This window comes from Pseudoalteromonas sp. PB2-1, assembly GCF_045040605.1.
GTDB classification, from domain to species: domain Bacteria; phylum Pseudomonadota; class Gammaproteobacteria; order Enterobacterales; family Alteromonadaceae; genus Pseudoalteromonas; species Pseudoalteromonas arabiensis.
In genome coordinates this window covers 2,552,971-2,567,122 of record NZ_CP090667.1, presented here as the reverse complement: position 1 = coordinate 2,567,122, position 14,152 = coordinate 2,552,971, and the positions used below count along the sequence as shown (strand labels likewise).

Annotated in this window: 17 protein-coding genes; 12 read left to right on the top strand and 5 right to left on the bottom strand. The window is 41.3% G+C overall.

Annotated features, from left to right (window positions below):
* Positions 1-89: 89 nt before the first annotated feature.
* From ccmA to L0Z67_RS11985, 10 genes are read left to right on the top strand one after another with little or no spacing between them, the layout of a single operon-like run.
* Positions 90-710 carry a cytochrome c biogenesis heme-transporting ATPase CcmA gene (gene ccmA / locus L0Z67_RS12030; RefSeq protein ID WP_083515330.1) on the top strand — a complete coding sequence of 207 codons (621 nt, stop codon included), beginning with the start codon at positions 90-92 and terminating at the stop codon, positions 708-710.
* Positions 710-1,396, top strand: a complete 687-nt coding sequence (gene ccmB, locus L0Z67_RS12025; protein ID WP_062569752.1) for a heme exporter protein CcmB — start codon at positions 710-712, stop codon at positions 1,394-1,396. The genes ccmA and ccmB overlap by 1 nt, the downstream gene beginning before the upstream one ends.
* A gap of 1 nt (position 1,397) precedes the next feature.
* Positions 1,398-2,135, top strand: coding sequence for a heme ABC transporter permease (locus L0Z67_RS12020; protein ID WP_062569753.1), 738 nt, complete (start codon positions 1,398-1,400; stop codon positions 2,133-2,135).
* A 2-nt stretch (positions 2,136-2,137) separates the two neighbouring features.
* The gene (ccmD, locus tag L0Z67_RS12015; RefSeq protein WP_405128060.1) at positions 2,138-2,341 is read left to right on the top strand and encodes a heme exporter protein CcmD; all 204 of its coding nucleotides are present in this window, start codon (positions 2,138-2,140) and stop codon (positions 2,339-2,341) included.
* A complete protein-coding gene (ccmE, locus tag L0Z67_RS12010; RefSeq protein ID WP_062569755.1) occupies positions 2,338-2,817 on the top strand; it encodes a cytochrome c maturation protein CcmE in 480 nt (159 codons plus the stop codon). Before ccmD ends, ccmE begins: the two co-directional genes overlap by 4 nt.
* A 1-nt stretch (position 2,818) precedes the next feature.
* Positions 2,819-4,774, top strand: coding sequence for a heme lyase CcmF/NrfE family subunit (locus tag L0Z67_RS12005; RefSeq protein ID WP_405128059.1), 1,956 nt, complete (start codon positions 2,819-2,821; stop codon positions 4,772-4,774).
* Complete coding sequence (locus tag L0Z67_RS12000) at positions 4,771-5,343, top strand: DsbE family thiol:disulfide interchange protein (RefSeq protein WP_062569757.1); 573 nt, start codon at positions 4,771-4,773, stop codon at positions 5,341-5,343. The genes L0Z67_RS12005 and L0Z67_RS12000 overlap by 4 nt, the downstream gene beginning before the upstream one ends.
* Positions 5,340-5,801 carry a cytochrome c-type biogenesis protein gene (locus L0Z67_RS11995; RefSeq protein WP_237114302.1) on the top strand — a complete coding sequence of 154 codons (462 nt, stop codon included), beginning with the start codon at positions 5,340-5,342 and terminating at the stop codon, positions 5,799-5,801. The genes L0Z67_RS12000 and L0Z67_RS11995 overlap by 4 nt, the downstream gene beginning before the upstream one ends.
* Positions 5,802-7,061, top strand: coding sequence for a c-type cytochrome biogenesis protein CcmI (ccmI, locus tag L0Z67_RS11990; protein ID WP_405128058.1), 1,260 nt, complete (start codon positions 5,802-5,804; stop codon positions 7,059-7,061).
* A gap of 9 nt (positions 7,062-7,070) precedes the next feature.
* Positions 7,071-7,802, top strand: a complete 732-nt coding sequence (locus tag L0Z67_RS11985; protein WP_062569760.1) for a VacJ family lipoprotein — start codon at positions 7,071-7,073, stop codon at positions 7,800-7,802.
* Positions 7,803-7,863: 61 nt separating this feature from the next.
* Here L0Z67_RS11985 and L0Z67_RS11980 read toward each other — a convergent pair whose 3' ends face one another.
* Positions 7,864-9,087, bottom strand: a complete 1,224-nt coding sequence (locus L0Z67_RS11980) for an EAL and HDOD domain-containing protein (protein WP_062569761.1) — start codon at positions 9,085-9,087, stop codon at positions 7,864-7,866.
* Between the two features lie 375 nt (positions 9,088-9,462).
* Here L0Z67_RS11980 and putP point away from each other — a divergent pair, with 375 nt between their 5' ends.
* Positions 9,463-10,974 (top strand): sodium/proline symporter PutP, encoded by a 1,512-nt coding sequence (putP, locus tag L0Z67_RS11975; RefSeq protein ID WP_062569762.1) that lies wholly within the window; start codon positions 9,463-9,465, stop codon positions 10,972-10,974.
* 73 nt (positions 10,975-11,047) lie between these two features.
* Here the strand turns inward: putP and L0Z67_RS11970 are convergent, their stop codons facing one another.
* Positions 11,048-11,353, bottom strand: a complete 306-nt coding sequence (locus L0Z67_RS11970; RefSeq protein WP_062570036.1) for a YebG family protein — start codon at positions 11,351-11,353, stop codon at positions 11,048-11,050.
* Positions 11,354-11,602: 249 nt separating this feature from the next.
* Between L0Z67_RS11970 and L0Z67_RS11965 the strand changes: the two genes are divergently transcribed.
* Complete coding sequence (locus L0Z67_RS11965) at positions 11,603-11,896, top strand: helix-hairpin-helix domain-containing protein (protein ID WP_193987611.1); 294 nt, start codon at positions 11,603-11,605, stop codon at positions 11,894-11,896.
* Between the two features lie 17 nt (positions 11,897-11,913).
* Here the strand turns inward: L0Z67_RS11965 and L0Z67_RS11960 are convergent, their stop codons facing one another.
* The 3 genes from L0Z67_RS11960 to L0Z67_RS11950 all read right to left on the bottom strand — a co-directional run bounded on the left by L0Z67_RS11960 (position 11,914) and on the right by L0Z67_RS11950 (position 14,016).
* On the bottom strand, positions 11,914-12,216 hold the full coding sequence (locus tag L0Z67_RS11960; protein ID WP_062569764.1) for a DUF6170 family protein: 303 nt from the start codon (positions 12,214-12,216) through the stop codon (positions 11,914-11,916).
* Entirely contained in the window at positions 12,216-12,734 is a 519-nt protein-coding gene (gene dsbB / locus L0Z67_RS11955) for a disulfide bond formation protein DsbB (RefSeq protein ID WP_062569765.1), read from the bottom strand. The genes L0Z67_RS11960 and dsbB overlap by 1 nt, the downstream gene beginning before the upstream one ends.
* Before the next feature lie 130 nt (positions 12,735-12,864).
* Positions 12,865-14,016 carry a chorismate mutase gene (locus L0Z67_RS11950; protein WP_062569766.1) on the bottom strand — a complete coding sequence of 384 codons (1,152 nt, stop codon included), beginning with the start codon at positions 14,014-14,016 and terminating at the stop codon, positions 12,865-12,867.
* Between the last annotated feature and the right edge of the window lie 136 nt (positions 14,017-14,152).

Below are 14,152 nucleotides of genomic sequence, written 5' to 3'. Positions count from 1 at the left end.
ATATAAGTTAATCGTTGTAAAGCAATATTCGTATTACCCTATCATTATGGTAGACTATCGCCTAATTTTGGGTATAGAGAATCGTCATCTTGTTACACATTAAGTCCGTCACCTGCATCAAACAAGATCGTTGTTTGTTTGCGGATCTTAATTTCAGCTTGAAATCGGGACAAATTATGCAGTTAGCTGGTCCAAACGGGGCTGGTAAAACATCATTATTGCGCATTATCGCAGGTTTCGCTACGGCGGATGAAGGTGATGTTTTGTTCCAAGAGCGATCGATTGCCAAATACTATGACGAGTATGCACAAGAGCTGTTATTTATTGGCCACAAAACCGGTGTAAATACGCAGCTTACTGCTCTTGAGAATGTCGCTTTTTGGCTAAAAATAAATGGCTACGATACGCACCAAGATTTATACCCTATTTTAGCTAAAATAGGTTTGGTTGGCCTAGAAGATGTGCCAGTACGTATGCTCTCAGCAGGGCAACAACGTCGGGTTGCTTTGGTAAGGCTTTGGTTAAATAACGCTAAACTTTGGATTCTTGATGAACCATTTACAGCCCTTGATAAAAGCGGTGTTGCATTTTTACAAGAGCGCTTTGTTGAGCACCTAAATGCAGGTGGGGCGATTTTACTAACCACCCACCAAGACTTAACCACCCATTTTAGTGATCTAAAAACAGTGACCTTGGAGTATCGCCACTGATGGTAAAGCAGCATTCTTATTGGCAACTATTCTCTGCGGTTTTTTTTAAAGATCTTAAATTAGCGTTTCGTCAGCGAGCTGAAATCGTTAATCCTATTTTATTTTTTCTTATCGTTATTACACTTTTCCCGTTAGCTATCGGGCCTGAACCGGGTCTACTAGCACGCATGGCTCCTGGCATTATTTGGGTTGCTGCCTTGCTTTCAACTATGTTGGGCTTAGATAAATTATTTCGTGATGATTATCACGACGGCACACTAGAACAGCTGATTGCATCGTCATATCCGTTACCATTAACGGTGCTTGCTAAAGTGGCGGCACACTGGGTGATCACTGGATTACCATTGGTGCTGATGACACCTGTATTTGCTTTATTATTGAATTTAGAAAGTTCAGCGCTTTTGGCAACGGTGCTTACTCTTTTATTGGGTACACCTTTGCTTAGCTTTATAGGTGCAATTGGCGCTGGACTGACTGTGGGGTTACAAAAAGGCGGCATTTTGATGAGTTTGCTTGTTTTGCCTTTGTATATCCCCGTACTAATTTTTGCAACCTCGGCTATTGATACCAGCTCTATGGAGCTTGCCTATAGCGGACAGCTTGCAATCCTTGGTGCCATGCTAATCGTAGCGATTATAGCGGCACCAATTGCCATATCGTCAGCATTGAAAGTGAGTGTAAGTTAATATGTGGAAGTGGTTACATCCCTACGCAAAAGCAGATCGTGCTTACCAATTGTGTAACACCTTACTGCCTTATTTCGCCGTTCTTACGGTGGTTTGTATGATTGTTGGATGGGTCTGGGGGCTTGCTTATGCGCCAGCAGATTATCAACAAAAAGACAGCTATCGAATTATTTTTATCCATGTGCCTTCAGCTATTTTGTCTATGGGTGCGTATTCTTCTATGGCGATCGCAGCTGTGATCGCACTAGTATGGCAGCTACGTAATGCAGAACTTGCAGTGATTGCAATTGCACCTGTTGGGGCGTGTGTGACAGCAATTGCCTTGATCACCGGTGCTGCATGGGGGAAACCTATGTGGGGTGCTTGGTGGGTATGGGATGCGCGTTTAACATCAGAGCTTATCCTATTATTTTTATATTTGGGGGTATTATCGCTTTATCATGCCTTCGAAGATAAAAAATCGGCAGGGCGTGCCGCGTGTATTCTAGCAATTGTTGGTGTGATTAATCTGCCAATTATTCATTTTTCGGTAGAGTGGTGGAATACACTTCACCAAGGCGCGACAATCACTAAGTTTGATACTAAAGCCATCGATCCTAGTATGTTTTGGCCGCTTATGGTGAACATAGTTGCCTTTGCTGGCTTTGTAGGTACAGTGACATTAATTCGTCTTAAAAACGAAATATTACAACGTGAAAAGCACCGCCCATGGGTGCGTCAGATGCTTGAGCGAGGTTAATCATGCAGTTTGATTCTTTTGCAGATTTTATTGCCATGGGAGGCTATGGCTTTTATGTATGGTTGTCTTTTGGCACCTGTGCATTAATTTTACTTGGTATTTTATTTAGTTCGTTAAACGATACGAAACGTATTTTCTCTTCAGTTAAGCAACAAGTGCAACGTGAAGAGCGCATTAAAAAAGCGAAACAAGGGGCAAGTCAATGAATCCAAGACGTAAAAAACGTTTATTAGCTGTTGTAGCCATTATTTTTGGTGTGGGTGCAACCATAGGTTTAGTGCTCTATGCGCTGCAAGAAAACATCAATTTATTTTATACCCCTAGTGAATTAGTTGACGGTAAAGGTCCGAATAAAGAGAAGCCACACGTTGGACAAAAACTACGTATTGGTGGCATGGTTGTGCCAGGTTCTGTAGTACGCGATGAATCAAGTTTAAAGGTGAGTTTTAAGCTAATTGATACCGGTCCAATGGTGACTATAAATTACCAAGGCATCTTGCCGGATTTATTCCGTGAGGGGCAAGGGATTGTTGCGCAGGGCGTACTTGTTAAAGCGAATGAAATTGATGCCTTTGAGGTACTTGCCAAACATGATGAAGAGTACATGCCAGCGGAAGTTGCAGAAGCAGTGAAAGGTATTAAGCATGAAAAACCGACCTATAACTTAGATAACGGCAATTAATATGATCCCAGAACTCGGTTATTTTTCTTTAACACTGGCCATGGTGCTCAGTGTTTTATTATGTATTTTTCCTATTTGGGGAGCACATACTGGTAATTTACGCTTGATGCGTGCTGCTCCTTCGCTAGCAATTGGTCAATTTGTGTTTGTACTTTTGTCTTTTGCAGCGCTTATTTATGCCAGTTTAACCGATGATTTTACCGTTTCGTATGTCGCTTATCACTCAAGTAGTACTTTACCTTGGTACTATAAAATCACCTCAACCTGGGGTGGTCATGAAGGCGCTATTTTACTTTGGCTTGTAATGCAAGCAGGTTGGACAGCGGTTGTTGCTATGCGCTCTAAGTCACTACCATGGGTTTTGCGTGCTCGTGTACTGGGTGTGCTAGGCTTTTTGGGTGTTGGCTTTATGCTTTACACCTTGCTGATGTCGAGCCCATTTGAGCGCTTGTTACCTTACTTCCCCGTAGAAGGTCGTGATTTAAATCCATTACTGCAAGACCCTGGTATGATTATTCACCCGCCATTGCTTTATATGGGCTACGTGGGTCTGTCTGTGTCGTTTTCATTCGCCATCGCTGCGCTGCTAACAGGTAAACTTGATAATACTTGGGCTAAGTGGTCTCGTCCTTGGACTATGACGGCATGGGGTTTTTTAACATTAGGTATTACTATTGGTAGCTGGTGGGCTTACTCTGAGCTTGGCTGGGGTGGCTGGTGGTTCTGGGATCCAGTTGAAAACGCATCATTAATGCCATGGCTGGTGGCAACTGCGTTGTTGCACTCACTATCAACCACAGAAAAGCGGGGTGTATTTAAGTCATGGACCGTATTACTCGCTATTGCTGCATTCTCTTTAAGCTTGCTCGGTACGTTTATTGTTCGTTCAGGCATTATTGTTTCTGTGCATGCGTTTGCGTCAGATCCTAACCGCGGTATGTTTATTTTAGCTTTCTTAGCTATTGTCGTCGGTGGTGGTTTATCGCTTTACGCATTACGCGTTTCACAGGTTAAAAGTGAAGGCCGTTATAAGTTCGCTTCCCGTGAAGTGGCACTTTGGTTAAATAATATTTTCTTAGTGGTCGCTACGTTAATTGTACTATTAGGTACGTTATTACCAATGATTCATAAAGAGCTTGGCTTGGGTAGTATCTCGATTGGTGAACCGTTTTTCAACAAGATGTTTGCGATCTTACTCGTGCCATTTGCTATCCTAATGGGCATCGGGCCTTTGCTTCGCTGGAAGCAAAATAAATGGTCGATGCTACAAAATAAATTAGCCTTATCAGCCATTGTGAGTATTGTCGCAACTGCTGCGTGGTTGTATTCGAGCTACGACATAATTGCGCCTCTGACTTTTATCGCTACGGCACTTGCTGTTTGGATTTTTGTGACAACTTTAGTTGATTTAGCAGCTAAAGTGACCATTCATAAAACACTGGCTGAGGGCTTCAAACGTTTAGGTTTAAGTTATTGGGCCATGGTACTCGGTCATGTCGGTTTAGCGTTCGTGATTGCAGGTGTTACATTAACGTCTGCTTATTCAGTTGAACGTGATGTCTCAATGAAGCCTGGTGATAAAGTGGCACTTAATGAGTATCAATATCGTTTTGATGGCGTTAAAAGCATTCGTGGTGCTAACTATAGCGGTCACGCAGGTGTCGTTACGGTACTTAAAAATGACAAGCAAGTAACTGTGTTACATGCTGAAAAACGCCGTTATGACATAGGCATGCAGTTTATGACAGAAGCCGCGGTCGATGCAGGTTTCACCCGTGACTTGTATTTAGCACTTGGTGAGCAATTAAGCCAAGGAGCATGGTCACTGCGTATTTATCATAAACCGTATGTCCGTTGGATGTGGCTCGGTGGTATTTTAATCTCCATTGCAGGTTTCCTTGTACTAGGTGATAAACGTTATCGTCAAAAATCAACAAAAGAGGAGGCTATGGCATGAACCGCAAGCTATTAGCGTTAGCCCCTTTACTGGTGTTTGTTTTACTGTGTGTGTTCTTGTATCAGGGGTTGTTTGCCAACCCTCGTGAACTACAAACTGGGCGTATTGGTCACACAATGCCGACTTTTAACCTTCCAGACTTAATGGATGAATCTAAGCGTTGGACTGATGCCGATTTAAAAGGTGAAGTTTACTTGCTTAATGTGTGGGGCACGTGGTGCCCAACTTGTTTAGCTGAGTTAGGTTACCTAACAGAACTCAGAGAGCAAGGTGTGAAAATTATTGGCTTGTATTATGAGCAAGGGTATGACCCTGACTTTGATGGGCAGTTTGATATCAACGCATTGCGCGAAGATGTAACAAGCATGCTTAATCGCGCTGGTGACCCGTATCAGTTTAATATTTTAGATTTAAAACGCACCTTGGCACTAGATTTAGGTGTGTCGGGGGCACCAGAAACCTTCTTAGTCGATAAGCAAGGCACTATTTTGCTACATCATACCGGTGATATAAACCCGCGAGTATGGCGTTCGAAGTTTGCCCCGTTGATGCAGGAGTTACAGCAATGAGATTAATTATTTTTTTAGCAAGCTTGTTAATGACTTTCAGCGTATTCGCACAGCAGGATAAGTATCAGTTTGACAATGACGAGCAAGCAGTGCGCTTCAGTGAGTTAACAAAAGAGCTACGCTGCCCAAAATGCCAAAACCAAAATATTGCCGATTCTGATGCTGTCGTCGCTAAAGATCTACGAGACAAAGTATTAGCACTTGTGAAGGATGGCAAAACCAAGGATGAAGTTATTGAATATATGATTGATCGTTATGGTTACTTTGTTCATTACGATCCGCCTGTTACACCTGCAACTTTAGTGCTTTGGGTGTTGCCAGTTTTGATAGTTGTGCTTGGTTTTGGCTTTATTGTGATTCGACAAAGAAAAGCCTCGGTGAAGCAAACATGGACTCATGAAGACGAAGCGTTACTTGCTAAGTTAATTAAACAAAATCAACGTCAGGAGCAAAGCTAAATGGCATTAATGTGGGCTTTATTTGTTTTACTCACACTGATTGCATTGCTATTTGTTGTGGTACCCTTTTTTAAACGCGAAAAAATTCAACGTCTTGATCACAATGCAAACTCGGAATTGATCCGTATCTATCATCAACGTCTAGAAGAGTTAAACGCTGACCTTGAAAATCAGCGGATAGATGCGCAAATGCATGAGGAATCTGTTGTTGAGCAAAAGCGACGCTTATTAAACGAGTTATCGCCTGAAAAAGCGTTAAATAGCTCAGGTAACAATCGCATATTTGCCTTGACGGGGGCTGGTTTTTTAATTGCATTAACCGTTATTTTTTATAGCTTCACAGGCAGCCAGCAACAAATAAAAGGCTGGCATGATGCCATGGCAAACTTAAAGTCATATGGTGAACGTGCTGTAATGCAGGATAAAGAGCCATTGACTCCAAATGAGCTACAAGCATTTGCACTTGCGCTGCGTACTAAGTTAGACAGAAGCGGCGATGATGAAGTTGCGTGGATGTTGCTAGGGCGTGTGGCTATGTCGTTGAATGAATATGACATGGCAATGCAATCATTTGATAAAGTGCTAAAGATGAACCCAGATAACAAGCAGGTGCTAATAAGCTATGCACAAGTTTTGTTAATTGAGGGGGGTGATGCAAATATGTCGCGTGCTGCGACAATGCTGTCGAAGGTTCTTAAATCAGAACCAACTAATGTTGATGCGATCTCGTTATTGGCATTAATTGCTTATGAGCGTAAAGATTGGCTACAAGCTAAAACGGCATTTGAAGTATTACTGGCTAGTATGCAAAAAAATGATCCTCGTTATAGCATGATAGCGCAGCGAATTGCTGAAATAGATGCGAAAATGGGCAGTGAAGAGGTTACTGATAATACACAAGCTGAAATAGCAAACAGTGAAATAAAAGTCACCGTTGATTTAGCCAGTGAGTTAAAAACACAGCTTCCGGATGATGGCACATTATTTGTTTTTGCAAAAGCAGCGAGTGGCCCACCTATGCCATTAGCGGTTGTTAAAATGACAGAGTATAGCTTTCCACTAGAGGTAACACTCAGTGACAGCAATGCCATGGTTGAAGGATTAACGCTTTCTAGCACAGATAAAATTATCTTAACGGCGCGTTTATCAAAAGATGCAACTGTGGTACCTTCTAGCGGCGAATTAGAAGGTAAGTCAGATATTTTAGAGCGTGCTGAAGTTAAAGAGTACGCATTGCTGATTAATGAATTGATACCGTAAGGACAGTCGATGTTTAAGCACAGTTTATTTTTTATTTTTTTTGCGGTGCTCGCAGGATGCGCACAAGTACCTGATGAAAAACTGGATGACCGTGACCCTTTGCAGTCATTTAACCGCCCCATGTATGACTTTAATATGGACGTATTAGATGCTTATATCCTTCGTCCTGCGGCTGTTGGTTATGTCACTGTGACCCCCGTGCCAGTTAGGCGCAGCATCGTGAATTTTACAGATAATATAACCGCGCCGACGGATATGGTGAATGCTGGCTTACAAGGCAAGCCGGGTAACATGAGTATCAGCCTAGCGCGTTTTTTAGTAAACTCGACGGTAGGCTTATTTGGTTTTTTTGATGTCGCATCATCGCTTGGCTTAGAAATAGTTGATGAGGATTTTGGGCAGACCCTAGGTGTATGGGGAGTCGGTGACGGTGCTTATCTTATGTTGCCCGGTATGGGACCAACTACAGCAAGAAACCTAACCGGTGATGTGGTCGATAATATTGTTTTACCTGAGATTGCACTCACCACCCCACAAACAATACTTGTTTTTGCATTAAAGGCTGTAGAGGCGAGGGCATCATTAATACCTCAAGAAAGTTTATTAAATGAGTCGCTAGATCCCTATATCTTTATGAAAGATATTTATTTTCAGCGTCAACTTTATGAGCTATATGATGGTAATCCGCCCATTGAAGAAGAGCCTGATGATTTTGATGAGGACTTCTTAGAAAATCTTTAACACTCCCTCAGAATAAAAAATGCCAGCGTTTGCTGGCATTTTTTATTCGCTACATGTTTTTCTAATCACCAAACACTGACATTTGTTCATTGGCCCAGTTAACAGCGTCATGATAAGCATCGGGCACCTCTTCAGGGGCTAGACCCAGCTCGTGTTGAATATCTTTAGCGCCCTGCCAGTTTGCCTGCTCATATTGCTTTACAAGGCGTAAGTAAACGGCAAGTTGCCCTTCTTCATCGAGCAATGCGGCTTTTATGTCATTACTTAATGGGAGCTTTTTCATCACGCTCGGCATATCTTCATCTAAGATAGCATCCATTAATGACATCATGCCCGTTAAAAATGCCATGCCAGTATCACGTAGCTGACCGTGACTAATGGCAAGTAATTCGGTAAAGCGAGCTCGCGTTAATGATAGTCGAATTAGCTCAGCAGGTTTATCTGCGGCAACTTGTGCAGCAAATAACAGCGATAAGAATCGTTTTATCTCTTCGTTGCCTAATACAATAAGGGCTTGCTTAATGGTGCTAATTTCAGCACGGCGCTTAAATGCCGCAGAGTTTGAGTAGCGTAGTAGCTTGTATGATAGGTTAACGTCTCGCTCGAAAACTTCAGTGATTTTTTTCAGGTTTACATCAACGCTTGAGGTTTCATACAGAAGCTCTGCAAGTGCCATTTCTGAGGGGGGAAGAGTTTTACTTTGTACCATCTCTGGCTTTGAAAAGAAAAAGCCTTGAAAGTAGCTAAAGCCCATATCAACAGCAAGTTGATATTTCTCATATGTTTCAACCTTTTCCGCTAAAAGTTGGATCTGAGGGAAAGGTTTGATTGCTTCTATGACTTCTTGTATAGATTCCTTTGTACAGGTTAAAAAGTCGATTTTAATAATATCAATAAAAGGGTAAAAATGACGCCAAACAGGTTGATGAATATAATCATCAAGCGCAAGGGTATAGCCTTTTTCTTTTAAGTCTTTGACTACGGCTAAAAGGCGTTTTCCAGGTTGGATTGTTTCGAGAATTTCTACAACAATCTGGTCTTTACCAAGCAGTAGTGGGTAGCCTTTTTGTAATGTTTCTAGCGTAAAGTTGATATAGGCAGGTTTATTGTCGGTTAAATCATCAAGGCCAAAGTTAAATTGGCTGCCTTCTATGAGCCGAGAAGTCGCTTCATCACCATCAATCTCAGGAAACACGTTATCTACACCATCTCTAAAGAGAAGCTCATAGCCTACAAGTTTCTTTTCTTTATCTAGAATTGGTTGGCGCGCAGCGTAAAAGTACATATTTGAAGCAAATCCACATCAGTTAAATCATTTTTCCCCGCAATATATTGCATTGCGTTTGAAATAGCATTAGTTAAAAGAGCTGAAACGGGGAAAGTTGTTTTATTATTTCATTTTAGATCCTAAGACTAGGATAAATCGTAATAGAATTCTATTACTTGCGTCTAAATAATAGAAAAATTGTTAGCAAAGTGTTTATTGCATCAAAGCCGTTACCCATCGGCTAGATTGGAGTTGGAGGGTAGAAGCATGATATAGTCGTGAGTGATATCGGTTTTTACCCCAATAATGTCTTAAAATTAAATGGCTTGCGAGTCATTATTCGGATTAAAAGCCAACATTAATCAATAATTGGAGGCTAATTTGGAAACAGGAATGATAATTTCGTTAGCATTGTACTTCATCGTAATGTTGGGGATTGGGCTTTATGCTTACAAACAATCAACAGATGATGTATCGGGATACATGCTAGGTGGTCGTAATCTATCACCAAGTGTCGCTGCGCTATCAGCAGGTGCATCAGATATGAGTGGTTGGTTACTGATGGGTCTGCCAGGTGCAATGTACTTGTTTGGTTTAAGTAAGGTATGGATCGCAATAGGTTTGGTACTTGGTGCTTGGGCAAACTATTTTCTCGTCGCACCACGTTTGCGCGTGTATACAGAGAAAGCGAATGATTCAATCACCATTCCAGACTATTTTGCAAATCGCTTCGATGATAATAAAAATGTTCTGCGCGTAATTTCAGCTATTGTTATTATCGTATTCTTCACTTTATACACCTCATCAGGAGTTGTTGCGGGTGGCAAGCTGTTCGAAAATTCATTCAATATGAGTTACGAGATGGGCTTGTATATCACAACGGGTGTGGTTGTTCTTTATACATTATTCGGTGGTTTTTTAGCAGTTAGTTTAACTGACTTCGTGCAAGGTTGTATCATGTTCGTGTCGCTGCTTGCAGTACCGATAGCGACCTATACTATGCTTGACCAGCCGTTTATGGATACGTTAGCAAATGCTCGCTATGACTTATTATTAAGCTCACCGAAAGAATCAGAAATTCATGCACTTAATATGATGGACTGGTTTGCAGGTGGCTCAACAATTGCCATCATCTCGGCAATGGCGTGGGGACTCGGTTATTTTGGTCAGCCACATATCATTGTACGCTTTATGTCTGTTCGCTCAGTGAAAGATATGCCTACTATGCGCCGTGTGGGTATGTCGTGGATGACATTATCGGCAATTGGTGCTGTGCTAACAGGTTTATTTGGTGCCGCTTATATGCTGGAAAACCAAATGCCGATTGATGACAAAGAAACGATTTTCTTAGTGCTGTCTGAGCTTATTTTCCATCCACTGATTGCTGGCTTCTTACTTGCTGCTATTCTTGCGGCGATTATGAGTACTATTTCGTCGCAGCTATTGGTGTGTTCAAGCTCACTGACAGAAGATTTCTATAAAATATATCTTAATCGCAGTGCGTCTCAGAAAGAGCTTGTTTTAGTCGGCCGAATTAGTGTTATTTTGGTTGCGTTGTTTGCTATCTACTTAGCTTATGACCGCGACAGTTCAATTCTTGACCTAGTCAGTAATGCATGGGCAGGTTTTGGTGCTGCATTTGGGCCACTTGTTTTATTCAGCCTTTACTGGAAACGTATGAACCTTCAGGGAGCTATAGCGGGTATGGTTGTGGGTGCTGCGACAGTTCTATTTTGGATTTATGCACCCGTTACGATTGATGGGCAAAAATTAAGTGCAATTATCTATGAGATAGTGCCTGGGTTTATTCTATCAAGTATTGCGATAGTCGCTGTGAGTTTAAGTACAGCAGAACCTAAAGAAGAAATTACTAAATTATTTGATGACGTTGAGGCATCACTGTAGTTTTTAATTAGACACTTTTGATTAGATACAAAAAGGGCAACATAGAGTTGCCCTTTTTATTGGATTTTTATTTTTAACCGGCTGCTTTTTCTTTTATATCTGCCACATTGTCGGTGGCTGATTTTGCTTTTTTAGGTTTTACAGGGGCCTCTTTAGCACCTTTCAAAACAGCCATAAATTGGTCTTTTTCTTTTGCCATCTCAAGTGCAAGAGATTCAATTTGTTGCTCACTAAGTGGTACGTCAACTTTCTCAAGCATCATTTCTAGTGATTCAGCAATGTCGAGCATTTTGTCATATGCGTCAGCTTCTTTTTTAGTAGTAAACGTCATTCGCTCGACTCCGTTTCTTTCTACAACATATTTAACAACAACAGCCATGATTTCTCCTGCATTTAAGCGTGGCATTTGTAGCGTAGCAACGCCACTTTGATTACTGTTTTTATATACAGTAATCGTTTGTGGCGGAATTTGCAAGTTTGATAAGTCTATTTTTTGTGGTGATTATTTGACATTGCGGTTGGTTTTAGGTTTATTTAATGATGTCACCATTATAGAAACGGTAGGGATGCAATAAGCGTTAGGTGACAATTAACTTAACTATCCATAATGGATATCACGGAGGAAAATATGAAACTATTATCAAGTCTCTTTCTATCAATAGGCTTAACTTTATTGCCCACTTTACCTATTAGCGCAGCTGAAGATAAAGGAGCTGAGCAAGTTAAACAGCAAAAGGTGAATATAAATAAAGCCAGTGTTGAGCAACTCACTTTGCTTCCTGGCGTGGGTGAGTCAAAAGCCAAAGCGATTATAGAACACCGAACTCAGCAGGGGCCTTTTAAATCATTAGAACAACTCAAAGATGTAAAAGGGATCGGTGAAAAGGTGTTCTCGCAGTTAGAAGGAAAAATTATTCTTTAAATAAGTAAGCAGGGCGGTTATTCGCCCTGTTTAAACTCTTTAATTGCTACTTGTAAATGAGGGAGCGCAAACATGTTTTCTATCGGTGTTGTTATGAGTGGATAGCTCAGACCAGCTAGTAGCAGCCAAGGCACAAGCGACCAGCCCTGAAAATAAGCTAAACCTAAAAACAGGGGCGCTAAAAAAACAAGTTTACATACCGATAAAATGATCTTCTGTATAGGACTTAAATGCGCAAGTGCAAGAGCAATAATTTGCTGACGTTGTCTTACTTTAAACTCTTTTAAAGCAGGAATTTGACTAGAAAAAAAATACAACATTACAACGACTTTTTAATTACTAAACGACTCGCTACAACAGCGATAAAAACAAGCGAATAGGCTGCAAAAATAACTTCCATCCACGCAGGCATACTCATTGACGCAAATTGCCAATCTATGTTTCCACAATCACCTGTTGCAGCAAAGAAGCTTGGGATCCATTCGTGTAGAGGCATGAAGCTTGGAAAGTTTGGTTCAAATGCACAGCTAAATGCAAACGGGTCTGTATTGTTTTGCATCGCGATGTGTTCTTTGGCAATAAAGTAGCCCCAAATTGAAGATATTCCCCAAGTAACAAATGCGATAAGTCTACATAGGGTACTTTGTGGGTTGATTGCGCCGACAATGCCTGCGCCAAGAAGGCCAAGCATAGCAAAACGTTGGTAAATACACATTATGCAGGGCTCAAGTCCCATATTATATTGAAAGAACAGTGCTGTTATTTCAAACACAAATGCGGTTAAAGCGAGTAAAACCCAAGGTGTTCTTTTGCTTGCTAATTCAGCTAACCAATTCATGAAAAATCCAATTTTGAAGTGTTTTCAAGATTATGCTTAGGGAGTGCCTTAGGTGCAAGTGTCTGCGGTGAATATTCGTAACAAAAAAGGAGCTTGCTAGCTCCTTTTGGTGTTACGATTAGTTTTTACGTTAAACGCTGACAGCTTGTAAAGACTCGCTTTGGTAGCAGCCTAGAATACGAATATATTGGGTGTGCTCTTTCAGCTCTTCGAGTGCTTGCTTGACATGTAAATCATCTAGGTTAGCCTCTAAGTCTACATAAAAAACCTCTTCCCACGGGTTACCGGGTACAGGACGAGATTCAAGTTTTACAAGGTTTATTTGATGATGCTTAAATACCATTAACGCATCAGCTAATGAACCAGCTTGTTGCTTGGTTGCCATGATCAAGCTTGTTTTTGTTGGTATTTGTTTAGAAACCTGTAGTGGTTTACGTGCAACAACGATAAAACGGCTATGGTTTTCACTTTGATTAGCCAGGCCTGTTTTTACAACCTCTAGACCAACATTTTTCCCTGCTTGAGCTGAGCCGATTGCTGCGCTGTTGGGCGTATCTAATGCTGATTGCAGGGCATGGAAAGTTGAATCACATGTTTCATGTTGAATATCACCGAGCCCTTGTACAAAGCGGCTACATTGGGCGAAAGGTTGTGGGTGAGCATAGATTTTATTTATGTGAGACAGTTCTGTGTCTGGCAGGGCAAGCAAACAATGCTCAACACTGTGGGTCACTTCACCCACAATAGATACTTGCGCATGTTGTAAGAGATCAAATACCTCATTAATACTACCAGAGCTAGTATTTTCAATGGGGAGTAAGCCGAAGTCAGCTTGTCCATTTTCAACGTTCCCTGTAATTTGTTCAAAGCTTGAACAGCCAATTTCTATTACCTTTCCTGGACGTCGGCTAAAGTATTTATGGCAAGCCAATTGACTATATGAACCTTGACCGCCCAAGTAAGCGACGCGGTGTGTTTCGCTCATTGCATCGGGGTTGAGGCTTTTTTGTAGCATCGCTTGTTGGTTAAGTACAGAGTCCTCAAGAATGGTTTGAAATACATTGTTAATGTAATAGGCATCTAAACCAAGCGACTTTCCGTAACCAATTAGCTTTTCAAGCAACGCTTGTTCACGTGCTTCATCGCGGATTGGTTTATTGTTGGCAATTTTATATTCAACCACGCTGTGGCTAATACGGCGTCGTTTTGCTAGTAAGACAAGTAAGTCAGAATCTATTTCATTTATATCATGTCTTAATGCATTCAATGTATCAATGCTCATATTGGTTTCCTCATTCCAAAACAGTGCACAAACAAAAAAGCCTCCCAAGTGGGAGGCTTTAGCTATTCGGTGAAATTATCTCGCAAACAGTTAAGCCTCCTCTATCTAAAGAAGCTAAAAAAAGAAAAGTAAGTGC